Origin of the sequence: Curtobacterium sp. AB451 (assembly GCF_050585845.1) — a bacterium.
Lineage (GTDB): Bacteria > Actinomycetota > Actinomycetes > Actinomycetales > Microbacteriaceae > Curtobacterium.
The window spans coordinates 222,797-238,892 of sequence record NZ_JBOBQG010000003.1 but is presented as its reverse complement, the minus strand read 5'-3'; the positions used below and the strand labels follow the sequence as shown (position 1 = coordinate 238,892).

General features: G+C 73.2%; 14 protein-coding genes. 9 read left to right on the top strand and 5 right to left on the bottom strand.

Annotated features, from left to right (window positions below; all coding sequences use genetic code 11):
- Positions 1-3: 3 nt before the first annotated feature.
- Entirely contained in the window at positions 4-1,083 is a 1,080-nt protein-coding gene (locus ACQXVK_RS08155) for a glycosyltransferase family 4 protein (protein WP_430853437.1), read from the top strand.
- A 107-nt stretch (positions 1,084-1,190) separates the two neighbouring features.
- Here the strand turns inward: ACQXVK_RS08155 and ACQXVK_RS08150 are convergent, their stop codons facing one another.
- From ACQXVK_RS08150 to ACQXVK_RS08140, 3 genes are all read right to left on the bottom strand, one after another.
- Positions 1,191-1,940, bottom strand: a complete 750-nt coding sequence (locus tag ACQXVK_RS08150; RefSeq protein ID WP_430853246.1) for a hypothetical protein — start codon at positions 1,938-1,940, stop codon at positions 1,191-1,193.
- Positions 1,941-2,002: 62 nt separating this feature from the next.
- Positions 2,003-2,641, bottom strand: a complete 639-nt coding sequence (locus ACQXVK_RS08145) for a histidine phosphatase family protein (RefSeq protein ID WP_430853245.1) — start codon at positions 2,639-2,641, stop codon at positions 2,003-2,005.
- Positions 2,642-2,648: 7 nt separating this feature from the next.
- Entirely contained in the window at positions 2,649-3,503 is an 855-nt protein-coding gene (locus ACQXVK_RS08140) for a Sir2 family NAD-dependent protein deacetylase (protein ID WP_430853244.1), read from the bottom strand.
- A gap of 107 nt (positions 3,504-3,610) precedes the next feature.
- Between ACQXVK_RS08140 and ACQXVK_RS08135 the strand changes: the two genes are divergently transcribed.
- Entirely contained in the window at positions 3,611-4,438 is an 828-nt protein-coding gene (locus tag ACQXVK_RS08135; RefSeq protein WP_022905894.1) for a TrmH family RNA methyltransferase, read from the top strand.
- A 243-nt stretch (positions 4,439-4,681) separates the two neighbouring features.
- Complete coding sequence (locus ACQXVK_RS08130; protein ID WP_430853243.1) at positions 4,682-5,914, top strand: D-alanyl-D-alanine carboxypeptidase family protein; 1,233 nt, start codon at positions 4,682-4,684, stop codon at positions 5,912-5,914.
- A gap of 67 nt (positions 5,915-5,981) precedes the next feature.
- On the opposite strand, the gene ACQXVK_RS08125 is transcribed toward ACQXVK_RS08130, so the two are convergent.
- Positions 5,982-7,328, bottom strand: a complete 1,347-nt coding sequence (locus ACQXVK_RS08125; RefSeq protein ID WP_430853242.1) for a hypothetical protein — start codon at positions 7,326-7,328, stop codon at positions 5,982-5,984.
- Between the two features lie 147 nt (positions 7,329-7,475).
- Between ACQXVK_RS08125 and ACQXVK_RS08120 the strand changes: the two genes are divergently transcribed.
- A complete protein-coding gene (locus tag ACQXVK_RS08120) occupies positions 7,476-8,855 on the top strand; it encodes a serine hydrolase domain-containing protein (protein ID WP_430853241.1) in 1,380 nt (459 codons plus the stop codon).
- Positions 8,856-8,861: 6 nt separating this feature from the next.
- Here ACQXVK_RS08120 and ACQXVK_RS08115 read toward each other — a convergent pair whose 3' ends face one another.
- A complete protein-coding gene (locus ACQXVK_RS08115) occupies positions 8,862-9,656 on the bottom strand; it encodes an SGNH/GDSL hydrolase family protein (RefSeq protein ID WP_430853240.1) in 795 nt (264 codons plus the stop codon).
- Between the two features lie 23 nt (positions 9,657-9,679).
- On the opposite strand from ACQXVK_RS08115, the gene ACQXVK_RS08110 reads away from it, so the two are divergent.
- The 5 genes from ACQXVK_RS08110 (at position 9,680) to ACQXVK_RS08090 (ending at position 16,032) form a co-directional block, all read left to right on the top strand.
- Entirely contained in the window at positions 9,680-10,834 is a 1,155-nt protein-coding gene (locus tag ACQXVK_RS08110; protein ID WP_430853239.1) for an acyl-CoA dehydrogenase family protein, read from the top strand.
- A 438-nt stretch (positions 10,835-11,272) separates the two neighbouring features.
- Positions 11,273-12,523 carry a DNA polymerase IV gene (gene dinB / locus ACQXVK_RS08105; RefSeq protein ID WP_430853238.1) on the top strand — a complete coding sequence of 417 codons (1,251 nt, stop codon included), beginning with the start codon at positions 11,273-11,275 and terminating at the stop codon, positions 12,521-12,523.
- 17 nt (positions 12,524-12,540) lie between these two features.
- On the top strand, positions 12,541-14,454 hold the full coding sequence (locus ACQXVK_RS08100; protein ID WP_022906232.1) for a DEAD/DEAH box helicase: 1,914 nt from the start codon (positions 12,541-12,543) through the stop codon (positions 14,452-14,454).
- A gap of 7 nt (positions 14,455-14,461) precedes the next feature.
- Positions 14,462-14,671: a hypothetical protein gene (locus ACQXVK_RS08095; protein ID WP_022906233.1), complete on the top strand. Its 210-nt coding sequence runs from the start codon at positions 14,462-14,464 to the stop codon at positions 14,669-14,671.
- A 32-nt stretch (positions 14,672-14,703) separates the two neighbouring features.
- Positions 14,704-16,032 (top strand): NAD(P)/FAD-dependent oxidoreductase, encoded by a 1,329-nt coding sequence (locus ACQXVK_RS08090; protein ID WP_430853237.1) that lies wholly within the window; start codon positions 14,704-14,706, stop codon positions 16,030-16,032.
- Positions 16,033-16,096: the final 64 nt, after the last annotated feature.

Here is a 16,096-nt window from a genome sequence, read left to right as displayed (position 1 = left end):
CGGCTGCGCATCGGGATCGACTGCCGGTACGTCCGCATCGGGCGCCACGACGGCATCAGCCGGTTCACCGCCGGTGTCGTCGCGCACCTGCCGCAACGGCACGACTACATCCTGCTCGTGCACGACGAGCGACAGCTCGAGTCCCTGCCGTCGGATCTGCCGTGGGAGCTCCTGCCGGCACCGACCGAGCCGGGCGAGCCGTTCGTCGCCCGGACGGTCAACCGCCTGGGGTTCGACGCCGTGTTCTCGCCCATGCAGACCATGGGCTCGCGCGGCCGGCGGTACGCCCTCGTGCTGACGCTGCACGACCTCATCTACTACCGGAACCGTACGCCCCCGCGCGAGTTCTCGTGGCCGCTCCGGCTCGGTTGGCGTGTCTTCCACCTCAGCTGGGTGCCGCAACGCGTGCTCCTGAACGGTGCCGACGGGGTCGTGACGGTCTCCGAGACGACCGCCGGCCTGATCGCCGAGTACCACCTGACCAAGCGGCCCGTCACGGTCGCGTACAACGCCGCCGACCCGGCGACCCCGCGCCTCGGCGGCACGCGCGAGAAGTCCCTCGTCTACATGGGCTCGTTCATGCCGTACAAGAACGTCGAGACGCTGGCGGCCGCGCTGCCGTTGCTCGGCGCGGACTGGGTGCTGCACTGCATGTCGCGCGTGTCCGTCGCCGATCGTGCTCGTCTGGAGCGGCTCGCGCCCGCCAGTTCGATCGTGTTCCACGACGGCGCCTCGGACGACGAGTACCTGTCCGTGCTGCGGTCGGCGACCGCGCTGGCGACGGCGTCGTACGACGAGGGCTTCGGCATCCCGCTCGTCGAGGCGATGGGCGTCGGCACACCGGTGGTGGTCAGTGACATCCCGATCTTCCGTGAGATCGGCGGGGACGTCGCCGAGTACTTCGACCCGACGTCGCCGTCGGCGGTCGCCGCCGCGGTCCGCCGGCTCGAGGCGCGGTGGGACGACGCGTCACGGGCGTCGATCGCGCAGGCGGGTCGGTTCCGGTGGGAGTCGTCGGCCGAGCAGGTCGTCCGTGCGGTGGAGCAGGCGGTCGCCCGGCGCGAGGACCGCGGGACCGACTGACGCTGGCGGTGCGCACCCGCGGCCGGTCATCCGGGCGGTGCGCTCCCGTTACCGGTCACGTGGTCGGTGCGCGCCCGCGACCGGTCACGAGGACGGACGGACCGCCGTCACGAGGACGGACGGACCGCCGTCACCGTCGCCCCGGGGAACACGGCGTGCGCCTCCGCGGTCGCCTTCGCCACCACGGCGCCGAGTGCGGCACCACGACCGATCGTCTCGACCGTGATCGTCTGATCCGCCGGGTCGTCCGACGGGCCGTCGTCGCCCCACGAGCACCGGACCGCGGACACACCCCCGATGGCGTCCAGCTGCCGGGCGAGCTCGAGTCGTTCCCGGGTGACCGTCGCGTCGGTCGAGATCCCGACCTCGAGTGCGCCGAGGTCGGCGACGGCGAACACCCGGACGCCGTTCCCGCTGGCGTCCTCGGTCGCGGTGCGGAGTCCCTCGACGACCGCGGTGCGCTCCTCGTCGGACAGGGTCGGGGTCACCGTGACGGTCGACTCGACGTCGTAGCTCGCGAACGAGGTCTTCTCCGGCTCCTGGTCGCGGACCCCCTCGACCCCGTCGAGTGCGCGTGCTGCGCCGCCGAACCGGTCGAGGGCGGCCCCGGGCTGCGGGAACACCCCGCCGACGCCGTTCTGCACGCTCCCGACGATCGTGACGAGCACGACCGCGATCACACCGACCGCGACGACCACGCCGAGGCCCACGAGCGCACTGCGTCCGACCCGCTGCCGCGGCGTGCGCACCGGGACCGATGCGGTGTCCGGACCGAACGCGCGGTCGAGGTCGTCCGTTTCGGGGCTCTGGGGCCGTCCGGGCCGAGCGCCCCCACCACCGGATCCGTCGACGGTCATGTCAGCCCCCCCTCACACGCTCGGGTCTGCGAGTGCATCGGAGCCTAGTACGGTGCCCCCGGCTACGCCCGACGCTCGAGGGGGTTCTGGTCCGCGAACGCCGAGCGGCCCTCGGCGTCGGACACCTCGTCGATCGGGTCGTCGAACCGGACGAGCTCCGCACGGAAGCGCTCGGGGTCCCACCGGAAGGAGTGCACCGACCCGTTCCGGATCGGGGTGCTGTGCCGGTCGGCCGTCCCCGGGGCCGCGGCGTTGACGACGGTGCGGATGACGGCGCCGTGCGTGGCGACGACGACGCGGCCCGCGTCGAACCGCACCGCGATCTCGCCGAGCGTCTCGGTCACCCGGGCGAGCAGCGCGCTGCGGGACTCGCGGCCGGGGATGTCATCGTGCGGGTACCGCGCCCGGACCTCGTCGTCGGTCAGGCCCTCGGCCTCGCCGTAGGAGCGCTCGGCGAGTCCGGGGTACGTCGAGGGCTCGGGCAGGTCGAGGTGGGCCGCGATGACGGCACCCGTCTCGAACGCCCGGGACAGCGGGGATGCGACGACGGCGTCGAACCGGCGTCGCCCGAGCAGGGTCGCGGTGGCATGTGCCTGCCCGCGTCCGGTGTCGTTGAGCGGGATGTCCGTCGAGCCCTGGATGCGCCGTTCGGCGTTCCAGTCGGTCTCGCCGTGCCGGACCAGGTACAGGAGCGTCGTCACCGCTCGATCATCGCAGACGCGCCGCGAGGGCTTCGAGGGTCTCGGTCGTGCCCGCGTCGATCTTGACCGCGGCCCGGCCGTCGCTCCGGGTCGCACCGCGGTTGACGATGACGACGGGGTGCTTCCGGCGGGCGGCGTGGTCCACCAGTCGGACGCCGGAGTTCACGGTGAGCGAGGAGCCGACGACGAGCAGTGCGTCGGCCTCGGCGACGATGGAGACGGCCTCGCGGAACTTCTCGGCCGGCACGAACTCGCCGAAGAACACCACGTCGGGCTTCAGCACCCCGCCGCACACCGAGCAGTCCGGCACCCGGAAGCGATCGACGTCGGTGATCTCGACGTCGCCGTCGGGCTGGAGCTGCACCGACCCGGGTTCGTCGATCCACGGGTTGTCGCGGTCGAGCACGGCCGCGAGGTCGGCCCGCGAGAACACCTGCCCGCAGGTGAGACAGACGGCACGGTCCATCGACCCGTGGATCTCGACGACCCGCCGGGACCCGGAGCGGAGGTGCAGTCCGTCGACGTTCTGCGTGACGATGCCCGTGACGACACCGTCGCGTTCGAGCCCGGCGAGCGCCTGGTGCCCGGGGTTCGGACGGGCCGCCGCGAAGGTCCGCCACCCGAGGTGCGAGCCGGCCCAGTAGCGCTGGCGCTTGGCTGGGTCGGCGCGGAACTCCTGGAAGGTCATCGGCTTGCGGACGACGCGGCCGGCACCGCGGTAGTCGGGGATGCCCGAGTCGGTGCTCAGCCCGGCGCCCGAGAGCACCGCGATGCGCTTGCCCGCGAGGAGCTCGACGGCGCGGTCGAGGTCGAGCGCGGACGCGGTCGCGCCCTGGGGGCTGGTCGGTTCGCTCGTGGCCATCGTGTTCACGGTACCCTCAACAGCCGACCGACCCGGTCACTTCCCTCCCGCCGTGCGAGGCCCCACGGCGTCGCGGGCAACACCCTCCCGACACCGAATCGAGCCCCGTGCACGCCGTCCGCATCGACTCCCTCGACGACCCCCGTCTCGACGACTTCGCCCGGCTGACCGACGTCGCCCTGCGCCGCGTGTCCGAGCCCGAGGGTGGGCTCTACATCGCCGAGTCGAACACCGTCATCGAGCGTGCCGTGCGGGCCGGTCACGTCCCACGCAGCGTGCTCGTGCAGGAGAAGTGGCTGGACAGCGTCCTGCCGGTCGTCGCGGACCACGACGGCCCGGTGTTCGTCGGTCCTGACGACCTGCTCGAGGACCTCACGGGGTTCCGCATGCACCGTGGCGCCATCGCCGCGATGCACCGTCCGGAACTGCCGAGCGTCGCGGACGTGGTGCGCGACGCGAAGGTCGTGGTCGTACTCGAGGACATCGTCGACCACACCAACGTCGGCGCCGTCTTCCGGAGCGTCGCCGGCCTCGGGGCCGACGCGGTCCTCGTCAGCCCGCGCTGCGCCGACCCGCTCTACCGCCGCAGCGTCCGGGTCAGCATGGGCACCGTGCTGCAGGTCCCCTGGACCCGCATCGGCGACTGGCCGGCCGCCGGCGAGGAGCTCCGGGCGCAGGGCTTCCACCTCGCCGCGATGGCGCTCACGGACCGCTCGGTGGACCTCGACGCCTTCGTCGCCGACGTGCCGGAGCGCGTGGCGCTCGTGATGGGCACCGAGGGGCAGGGCCTCACGCCCGCGGCGATCGCCTCGGCCGACACGACGGTGCGGATCCCGATGGCGCACGGCGTCGACTCGTTGAACGTCGCCGCGGCGAGCGCCGTCGGCCTGTGGGCGGTCACCCACGCCCAGCGGCTCGCCGCCGAGCGCGCCTGAGTCGCGTCCAGGAGGCGCGGCTCGTCCCCGTCGGTCGGGCCGGGGGACCGGGTGGTCGCGTCCCGCCTCCACCGTCCCGCCGCCCGTGGCAGCGCACCGCGTCGGGGTACCGACGACTCGGGACCGGGGTCCCGCCGGACGCGACCGTCCGTGTCTGGGCCGAGCCGCGCCTCCCGTCCGCCGTCCCGCTGTCCGCGCGTCCTCGCAGCCGCGCGGGACCCGCCCCCGGTACGCTCGGTTCCCGTGTCACGAGTCGTCCGCCGCCCCCGTTCCGCCGTCCGGAGGCCGGTGACCGTCTCGGTCGTCGCCGTGCTCGTGCTGGCGGTCGGCTACCTCGTGGCCGCGGCCGTCGTGCCGTTCGCCCCGGCGAGCGCCTCGACGACGACCTACTCGGCGCCCACGTCGTCGGTGCCGGACCTGACGTTCCCCGGCTACGGCGCGACCGCGGTCGAGGCCACCGACTTCCCGGAGAGCCTCCGCACGAGCGGCGACACCAAGCCACGGTCGATCGCGAGCATCTCGAAGGTGGTCACGGCGCTCGTCGTCCTCGACGCGAAGCCGCTGGAGCAGGGAGAGTCCGGGCCGACGATCACGTTCAGCCCGGGGATGCAGGCGCTCTACGCGAAGTACCTCGCGGTGAACGGCGAGGTCGCGCCGATGCCGGCCGGCCTGCGGCTGTCGGAGTACCAGACGCTCCAGGTCATGCTCATGAAGTCCGCGAACAACTACGCCGGTGCGCTGGCGCTGTGGGCGTTCGGGTCGATGGACGCGTACCGCTCCGCGGCGGACACCTGGCTCGACGAGCACGGACTCGACCACACCACGATCCACGAGCCGACGGGCCTCGACGCCGGCAACACCTCGACCGCGACCGACCTCGTCATGCTCGGGCAGCTGGCCCTCGCCGACCCGGTGGTGAAAGAGGTCGTCGGGACGAAGCAGGTCACGGTCCCCGGTGCCGGCGAGATCGAGAACTCGAACAAGCTGCTCGGGCTCGACGGCGTGGAGGGCATCAAGACCGGCACGCTCGACGAGGCCGGGGCGTGCCTGCTGTTCGCCGCGACCTACGAGCGGGGCGGCCGGCAGGTGACGGTGGTCGGGGCGATGCTCGGCGGCGTCGACCACGAGTCGCTCGACGACGACGTCCAACGGCTGCTGCGGTCGGTCGCCGACAACTTCCAGGTCGTGACGCTCACCCACGCCGGCCAGACGTTCGGGACCTTCTCGACGCCGTGGCAGGACGAGGCCGACGCGGTGTCCGGCCGGGCGGCCGAGGTGCTCGTCTGGGGGAGGACGACGGTGTCCGCGTCGACGCACCTCGACCGGATCACGCTCGGCACGAAGGGGGAGCGGGTCGGACGGGTCCGGTTCACGATCACCGACCACGACGCGGTGACGGTCCCGCTCGTGCTCGAGCGGTCGATCGACGACCCGGGCGTCTGGTGGCGGTGGACGAACCCGTTCCAGGGCGCCTGACGACCGACGGGCGCAGCGCCCGACGGCGCGCCTGACGAGCGTCGGGCCGACGGCGCGCTCGACCGGCTCAGCGCCCGACGGCGTGCTCGATCATCGAGCAGGGCACGACCGCGTCCCACCCGGCGAGCCGTGGCATCCCGCCGATCCGGACGGTGTCCCCGGGATGCGCGGCGCAGTGGGCCGCACGGTGCTCGACCTGGGCGGCCCACACGGGGCCGTCCGCGCGGAGCGGTGTCGCTCCGCTCCCGGCGACGAGGGCGGCGACCGTCACGACGACGAGCGCCCCGCCGGCCGCACGCCAGGGCCACCGCCCGCGGGCGAGCAGGACGTCGGCGGCGAGGACCACGGCCGCGACGAGGAACATCGACGCCGCCGCCGCATAGCGCAGGGGCTCGGTGTCCGCCCAGTCCGACGGGGTGAACGTCGACCACGTGGTGCCGGGCGTCCGGTTCACGATGAGCGCCGCGTACCAGACGAGGCCGGCGCCGACCGTGGTGGCGAGGAGCATCCACCTGGACGGCCAGGGTGCCCGCACGAGCGCGGTCACCACGGCGGCGACGAGGAGCGCCGCGGGCACGGCGACGACCCACCAGCCGTGCGCTGCGACGGAGGCACCCACGGCGCGGACGTCGGCGTCCCAGCTGCCGCCGACGACCTGCGCGAGGAACCCGGCGGTCATGTCCCGGAACGAGGTGATGCCACCCTGGTGCGTCGCGGAACGGGGGTGCGTCAGGGCCGCGGTGGCCTGCGCCGCGACACCGAGCACCGCGGTCGCGGCGACGGGCAGCACGCGCACCTGCCGACGGCCGATCAGGAGCAGCGGGAGGAACACGGCCGCCTGGATCTCGCTCGTCGTCACGACGCCGACGGCCGCGGCGGTGGCACCGGCCGCCCACCAGCTCCGCGGACGGTGGGCGAGGAGCCAGGGTGCCGCGAACAGCAGGTACCAGTGCAGGTTCGCCGCGGTGCCGGCGATCTCGACGGGTGCGAGGGGGATCACCGCCGGGACGACCGCGAGCAGGACGCGCAGCGGCCAGGACCGCACGACGTCGCGGGCGAGCGCGAAGACCGTGCCGCAGACCGCGCCGAGGACCGCGCACGACAGCGCCGAGACCGTCAGGGCGTACAGGTCGATGCGCCCGGTCGCGACGGCGGCGTCGACGACGAGGCGGGGCAGGACGTGCAGGTACCCGTCGTACGGGTGCCAGACGGACCGGACCGGGCCGAGGACGAGCCGGTCGGTGAGGAATCGCCCGGAGTCCTCGGCCCAGGCGACGCCGCGGGCGGGGGCGCCGATGCGGACCCAGGCGAGCACGGCCGTGGCGACGGCGACGAGCACCGTCGACAGCGCGGGCACCGTCCACCGCGCGGGCACCGCCGCCGACACCCGCCCCGGGCGGACCGCTGCCGTCATCGGGCCCCCTCGTGCTGTGGTGCAGTCGTACCGGGGGATCATGGCGCAGGAGCGTGGACGGCGGCCGTGACCCGGATGCCGTGCCTCTCAGGCTCGTCCCGGGTTCCGTCCGACGCACCGGTCGACCGCACGCGTAGGGTCGATGGTGTGACGACGACGTTCCCCACCGCTGCACCGTCCGCCCTCGGCATCGACGCCGGCGGTGTCGACCGGTTCCTCGACGCCCTCGAGTCCACACCGGGGGTCGAGCCGCACAGCATCGTGCTGCTCCGCCACGGTCAGGTGGCCGCCGCGGGGTGGTGGCACCCGTACGCCGAGGACCGCGTCCACCTGCTCTACTCGCTCAGCAAGAGCTTCACGGCCGCAGCCGTCGGGATCGCCGTCCGCGAGGGGCTGATCGACCTCGACGCCACCGCGCTGTCGTACTTCCCCGAGCTCGACGCCGAGATCACCGACGAGCGCAGCCGCCGGATCCGCGTCCGGCACCTGCTCGCGATGGCGAGCGGGCACCGCGAGGAAGCCCTCGACCGGGCCCGTGCCGCCGACCCGGACGACCTCGTCCGCGGCTTCCTGCTCACGCCGCCCGACGAGGAGCCCGGCAGCGTCTTCGCCTACAACCAGCCGTGCACCTACACGCTCGGTGCCATCGTCCGGCGGGTCAGCGGCGGCACGCTGGTCGACTACCTGCGCCCGCGGCTGCTCGACCCGCTCGGCATCGACGACCTCGCTTGGCGACGCGACGAGACCGGCGCGGAGCTCGGCTTCAGCGGCTGTTACGCGCCGACCTGGGCGATCGCGCGGCTCGGACAGCTGTACCTGCAGCGTGGCGTGTGGGACGGCGAGCGGATCCTCGACGAGGACTGGGTCGCGCAGGCCACGAGCACGCAGGTCGAGAACCCGGCCGAGGAGAACCCGGACTGGTCGCAGGGCTACGGTTTCCAGTTCTGGATGGCCCGCCACGGGTACCGCGGCGACGGCGCCTACGGCCAGTTCTGCGTCGTCCTGCCCGAGCAGGACGTCGTCCTCGCGCTCACCGGGCAGAGCCTCGACATGCAGGCCGTCCTCGACGCGGCCTGGCAGCACCTCCTGCCCGCCCTCGACGCAGCGGACGTGGACGCGGCCGCGGACGCCGGCCTGGAGGCGCGGCTCACCTCCTTGGGGCTGCCACCGGTGGCGGGTGGTCGCCTCCCCGAGCACCTCGCCGACGTCTCCCTGCGGTCCCGCCCGGGTGGGATCCTCGACGCGGTCACGTTCGCGCGCGACGGCGACGGGATCCGTATGACCGTGACCGACGACGGACGCTCGGACTCGGTGCCGCTCGGCGAAGGACGATGGGCCGTCGACGGCGCCCTCGCGGCGAGCGCCGCGACCGAGCCGGACGGGACGGTTCGCGTCGCCTTGCGGTTCGTCGAGACGCCGCACCTGCTGCACCTGCGCGTCGACCTCGACCGGGGCACGGTCGGGGCGAGGTGGGGGACCGAACCCCTGCACGACGGGCCGATGACGCTCCGGCGCCCCGCCGACTGACGGGGCCTAGGGGATGTCGGAGCGGTGCTCGACGACGTCCTGGAGCTCGGGCCGCTTCGCGGTCACGCCGTCGCCCGAGGACGTGTGCTTGATCCGCCGCACCACCCACGGCACGAGGTACTCGCGCGCCCAGCCGAGGTCCTCGGCGCGGGCCTCGCGCCACGGCCGGGCCTCGAGCGGCTCCGGGTTGAACGGTTCGAGGCCGTACTCGACACCGAGTGCGTCCAGCACCGCGGCGGCGACGGTGGCGTGGCCCATGGGGGAGTGGTGCAGTCGGTCGGGCGCCCACATGCGCGGGTCGCGGAGGACGCGGAGCGCCCACATGCTCGCCACGATCGCACCGTGCTTCAACGCGATCGCGTGCAGGTTCTCGTTGTAGATCGCCGTCTTGCCGCGGACCATCCCGAGGACCGGGGTCATGCCGACGTCGGGCCCGGTGAAGAGCACCACGGTCGCGCCGTCGCTCCGGAGCCGGGCGACCATCGCGTCGACGCGCTCGGCGAGCTCGTCGGGGTCGGAGCCCGGGCGGATGATGTCGTTGCCACCCGCGGACACCGTCACGAGGTCCGGGTGCAGCGCCAGCGCCGGCTCGACCTGCTCGTCGATGATCTGCTGGAGCAGCCGTCCGCGGATCGCGAGGTTGGCGTACGCGAAGTCGTCGGACTGGTGCGCGAGGACCTCGGCCACCCGGTCCGCCCAGCCGCGGTTGCCGCCGGGCACCGTGGGGTCGGGGTCCCCGATCCCCTCGGTGAACGAGTCACCGATCGCGACGTACCTGGACCACGGATGACGATCTGACACCCCTCGGACCATAGTCTCGTGCCATGACGAAGGCCAACCCGTCCCGGAGCCTGCCCGACGAGCTGCTCGACCGGATCGCGGCGCGTGCGCCCGACTACGACGCCCGGAACGCGTTCTGCGCCGAGGACCTCGACGAGCTGCGGGCGGCGGGCTACCTCCGACTCGGCGTCCCCGTCGAGCGCGGCGGCGCCGGGCTCGGGCTCGCCGCGACGGCAGCGGTGCAGCAGCGGCTCGCGCAGGCCGCACCGGCGACGGCGCTCGGACTCGGGATGCACCAGGTCTGGGTGCAGGCGGCGCGAGCCGTCACCGCGCGAGGCGAGTCGTTCCTCCAGTCCGTCACCGACCACGCGGCGGACGACCGCCTGCTCGCGTTCGGGGTGAGCGAACCCGGCAACGACGCCGTGCTGTTCGACTCGACGACGTCGGCGGAGCCGGACGGCGACGGCGGCTACCGGTTCACGGGCACGAAGGTGTCGACCTCGCTCGCACCCGCGTGGGACGTCCTGAGCGTGTTCGGGAAGGACGGCAGCGGCGCGGAACCGCGACTGGTGCACGGCTTCGTGCTGCGGTCGGACGGCGACGTCGAGCACCTGGACGACTGGGACACCCTCGGGATGCGGGCGACGCAGAGCCCGACGACGCTGCTGCACGGGGTGCACGTGCCGGCCGACCGGATCGTGCGGAGCCTGCCGGTGGGGCCGAACCAGGACCCGCTCGTGTTCGGGGTCTTCGCGGCGTTCGAGCTCCTCGTCGCGTCGGTGTACGTCGGGATCGCCTCGCGGGCCGTGTCGCTGGCGGTGTCGGCGGTGCACGCCCGGACCGCCCGGGACGGGACCCCGCGTTCGGCGGACCCCGACGTCCGGCGGGCGATCGCGGACGTGCAGGGCGCCGTCGACGCGGTCGAGCTGCAGGTCTCGTCGCTCGCGCGGTCGGTGGACGAGCTCGACGACCTCGGGGCGCGGTGGTTCCCGCTGCTCGTGGGGACGAAGGCCCGGGCGGTGGACACAACGGCGCACGCGGTGGACGAGGCGATGCGCGTGGTGGGTGGGAGCGCCTACCGGGCGGGCAGCGAGTTGGCGCGGCTGGCGCGGGACGTCCGGGCGGGGCAGTACCACCCGTCGACGCGGGACTCGGCGGCGCGGACGATCGCGGCGTCGGTGCTCGGGCCGCTCGCCTGACGGGCGAGGGCGGGGGCGAGGCGCGGGCGGGGGCGGACGGGGGCGGTGGCGCGGGGGCGCGGGGCGGGCGGCCGGCTCGCCTGGTGCGGGTTTCGGCGCCCGGTGCGGGTTTCGTCGCCCGGTGTGGCGCTGCCCGCTCGGTGCGAGGTTGTAGCGCCGCACGGAGCGGGCAACCCGGCACGCGGTGACGGGAGCCGCACGGTGCAGCCGGGCGATCGCCGACGCCGCACGGTGCGGGGACCGTCGGCCGGTGCGGCGCTGCCCGCTCGGTGCGAGGTTGTAGCGCCGCACGGGGCGGGCAACCCGGCACGCGGTGACGGGAGCCGCACGGTGCCGCCCGCGCCGCTTCGTGCGGGGTTGCCCGGCTAGTGTCCGGCCAGCCGGTGAGCCCCCGCCCCCGCGGACCGCGATGTCGGTAGCTGGTGGCATCATCGGCGCGTGAGCAAACAGGACGGACGCAACCGGCTCGTCTCGGACGCACCGGTGGACGACGTCACGGCGACCGTGCTGCACGTCGACATGGACGCCTTCTTCGCCTCGGTCGAGCTGCTGGACCGGCCGGACCTCCGCGGCCTGCCCGTGATCGTCGGGCACGACTCCGACCGCTCCGTCGTGACGGCCGCCACGTACGAGGCACGCAAGTACGGCGTGAACTCCGCGATGCCGATGGCCGTCGCCAAGCGTCGGTGCCCGAACGCGATCATCGTCGAGCCGCACTTCGAGAAGTACCGTGCGAAGTCGGACGCCGTGATGCACGTCTTCGACCGGTTCACTCCGCGCGTCGAGAAGCTCGGCATCGACGAAGCGTTCCTCGACGTCGCCGGGGCCATCCGGCTCTACGGCACACCGTGGGAGATCGGCCGGGCGATCCGCGCCGCCGTGTTCGCCGAGACCGGGCTGCACTGCTCGGTCGGCGCCGCGTCGACGAAGTTCGTGGCGAAGCTCGCATCGAGCCGGTCGAAGCCGGACGGGCTCCTCGTGGTGCCGGCGGCCGACACCGTGGCGTTCCTCCACCCGCAGCCGGTCTCCGCGCTGTGGGGCGTCGGCGGCAAGACGCAGGAGACCCTCGAGCGCCGCGGCATCCGGACGGTCGGTGACCTCGCGACCACGCCCCTCGGCTCGCTCGTCTCCGCGCTCGGACCCGCCGGTGGCCAGCGGCTGCACGACCTCGCCTGGGGCCGCGACCCGCGGACGGTCGAGGCCGGCGTCGGCGAGAAGTCGATCGGGCACGAGGTCACCTTCGGCCACGACCTCACCGAGCGCGACGACGTCGCCCGTGAACTCCTGCGCCTGGCCGACAAGGTGGCCGTGCGACTCCGGCGCGCCGACGTGCAGGCACGGACAGTGGCGCTCAAGGTCCGCTACACCGACTTCAGCACGCTGACCCGGTCCCGCACCCTCGCGGAACCGACCGACGTCGCCAAGCGCCTGCACCGCGAAGCCGTCGAGCTGTACGACGTGCTGCACCGGCCGGGCAACCGGATCCGCCTCATCGGGGTCCGCGGCGAGAACCTCGTGCCGGCCGCGGCGAGCAACGCGCTGTGGGACGACGACGCGCCGTGGCGCGAGACCGAGACGACGATCGACGCGGTCGCCGCTCGCTTCGGCGCCGGCGTGCTCCGACCGGCATCCCTGGTGCGCGGCACGCCCGAGGGGCACGTCCCACACGCTCGGCAGGACGAAGGGTGACGGTAGAATCTCGTGCAGTGAGCGCAGCCGAGTACACCGATCAGCCAGGGGCGGGGGACCAGCCCGCGGCCCTGTGGGACGACGGTACCGCCGCACCTGAGCATGCGGTCGTCGCCCACGACGAGGCCGTCGCCGCTGCCGAGGCAGCGGGCAACTCGGCCGTGCAGAACCTGTCGCCGGCGTTCCCGGACCGTGCCGCCTGGGGCACCGCCTCGAAGCTCCGCGCCTGGCAGGTCGAGGCGCTGACGAAGTACTTCGAGACCGAGCCGCGCGACTTCCTCGCCGCGGCCACGCCCGGCGCCGGCAAGACCACGTTCGCGCTCCGGCTCGCCACCGAGCTCCTCGCCCGCGGCACCGTCGACCGCATCGTCGTCGTCGCCCCGACCGAGCACCTGAAGCGGCAGTGGGCGGACTCGGCGGACCGTGTCGGCATCCGGATCGACCCGATGTTCAAGAACGGCGACGGCATGTTCGGCCGGCACTACCAGGGCGTGGCGATCACGTACGCCCAGGTCGGCATGAACCCTGAGGTCCACCAGAAGATCACCGCCGGCGGCAAGACGCTCGTCATCCTCGACGAGGTCCACCACGGCGGCGACGCCCTCACCTGGGGCGACGGCATCAGGGAGGCGTTCTCGAAGGCGACCCGTCGCCTGTCCCTCTCCGGCACCCCGTTCCGCTCGGACACCGCGCCGATCCCGTTCGTGCAGTACGCCCCCGACGAGCAGGGCATCCGCACCTCGATCTCCGACTACAACTACGGCTACGGACGTGCCCTCAAGGACGGCGTCGTCCGTCCGGTGCTCTTCATGGCGTACGCCGGGCAGATGCGCTGGAAGACCCGCATGGGCGACGAGATGTCGGCGTCGCTCGGCGAGCAGGTCACGAAGGACATCACCGCCCAGGCGTGGCGGACCGCCCTCTCGCCGGAGGGCGAGTGGATGCCGGCCGTCCTCTCCGCCGCCGACAAACGCCTGACCGAGGTCCGCCGTGGTGTGCCGGACGCCGGCGGGCTCGTCATCGCCACCGACACCACCACGGCCCGCGCCTACGCCCGGATCCTGCAGCAGATCACCGGCGAGCGGCCAACCGTCGTCCTCTCGGACGAAGCCGCGGCGTCGAGCCGGATCCAGGCCTTCGCCGAGGACACCTCGCGCTGGATGGTCGCCGTCCGGATGGTGTCCGAGGGCGTGGACGTCCCGCGACTGTGCGTCGGCGTGTACGCGACGAGCGCCAGCACCCCGCTCTTCTTCGCCCAGGTGATCGGCCGGTTCGTCCGAGCCCGACGGCGCGGCGAGACGGCGTCGGTGTTCCTGCCGAGCGTGCCCGGCCTGATGGCGCTGGCTGCCTCCCTCGAACTCGAGCGCGACCACGCCCTCGACCGCCCGAAGGACGCCGACGACGGGATGTACAACCCCGAGGACGCGATGGTCGCCGAGGCCAACAAGGAGGACCGCGCGTCGGAGAGCCTGCTCGAGGTCCAGCCGTTCGAGGCGCTCGACTCGCAGGCCTCCTTCGACCGGGTCCTCTACGACGGCGGCGAGTTCGGCACCGGCGGCGAGGTCGGATCGCTCGAGGAACTCGACTTCATCGGCATCCCGGGGCTGCTCGAGCCCGACCAGGTGCGCGACCTGCTCCGCGCGCGGCAGGCGACCCAGGCGAAGCGAGCGAAGGGGCGCACCCCGAAGGACGGCATGCCCAAGGCCGCAGCCGCCACCGAGGACCGCCCGATGTACCAGACGATCAAGGAGCAGCGGTCCGAACTGCACCGGCTCGTCTCGATCTGGTCGCGGCACGCGAACGAGCCGCACGGCGCGATCCACGCGGAGCTCCGCCGCATCAGCGGGGGTCCGGCGGTCGCGCAGGCGAGCATCGAGCAGATCCAGAAGCGCATCGACGTGCTGCGCTCCCGCATCGGCGGGCGTCGGTGAGCACCGCGTGATCGAGGCCGTCGACGACCGCACCTGGTACGTCAAGCGCGACCCCGAGTCCTCGCCCGAGGCCATCATCGACCGCTTCGGCGGCGGCTACCGGCTCCGCCGCTTCTCGCTCACCGAGTCCCGTCGGACCCCGCACGGCGTCTACACCGGCGTCGAACTCGCCGAGACCGCCTGGTGGCGGCTCCGCGACAGGCCGCGCGGCACATGACATCACAAGCCGAAGTCGGGTAGACCGGGGGAATGGCAGACTCCATCCCTCACGTCCTCGTCCTCGGCGGCGGCTCCGCTGGCTACACCACCGTCAAGCAGCTCCAGAAGCACGCCGCGACCGTGCCGATGCGCATCACGCTGGTGGACCAGAACACGTACTACACGTACCTGCCGTTCCTGCCCGAGGTCGCCGGTGGCCACATCGCCCCGAAGGACGTGACCTTCGAGCTGCGCCGCGCGCTCGGCAAGACGCGGGTCATCCAGGGCAAGGTCACCGGGATCTCGTCGGCTGACAAGACCGTCTCGATCGCCACGGCGGGCGGCGACGACCGCACGCTCGGCTACGACCAACTCGTCGTCGCCCTCGGCTCCGTCACCCGCACCTTCCCGACCCCCGGGCTCGAGGAGTACGGCGTCGGCTTCAAGAGCGTGGAAGAGGCTGCCTACGTCCGCGCGAAGCTCCTCGACAACATCGCCAAGGCCGCTGCCACGCGTGACGAGGACGAGCGCCGCCGCCTGCTCACGAGCATCTTCGTCGGCGGTGGCTACACCGGCGTCGAGGCGATCGGCGAGCTGTTCGACGTCTCGCAGGCCGCCATCAAGACGTACCCGTCGCTCGCCGGCGAGCACCCCCGCTGGGTCCTCATCGACGCGCTCGACCGCGTCGCGCCCGAGGTCGGCCCGGAGCTGTCGAAGTGGACCCTCGAGTCCCTCCGCGCCCGTGGCATCGACGTCCGTCTGAAGACCACCATGCCGAGCGCCGAGGGCGGCGTCATCAAGCTCTCCGACGGCGACGAGTTCGCGGCCGGCCTGCTCGTCTGGACCGCCGGCGTGAAGCCGAACCCGCTCCTCGACGCCTCCGACCTGCCGCGCGGTCCGAAGGGCCACCTCGCCGCGAACGCGAAGCTGCAGGTCGAGAGCGAGGACACGCACGAGGTCGTCCCGGGCGTCTGGGGGCTCGGCGACGTCGCGCAGGTCCCCGACCTGACCGCCGAGAAGCAGCCGGCGTACTACCCGCCGAACGCGCAGAACGCCGTCCGCCAGGCCGTCGTGGCCGCGGACAACGTGGTCGCGACGATCACCGGCAAGCCGCTCGAGGAGTACCGCCACCCGTCCATCGGCACCGTCGCCTCGTACGGTGTCGCGAAGGGTGCGGCGAACATCAAGGGCATCAAGATGACCAACTTGCTCGCCTGGCTCGCACACCGCGCCTACCACGTGTACGCGATGCCGACGCTCAACCGCAAGGTGCGCATCGTGATCGGGTGGATCACCGGTGCCGTCTCGGGTCGCGACGCAACGTCGCTCATCAAGGAGACCGACCCGCGCCGCACCTTCGTCGAGGCGTCGAAGTCGTAGACGCCAGACCCTGACGGACAGGAGGCGCGGTGCCGGCTGGCACCGCGCCTCCTGTCCGTCGTCC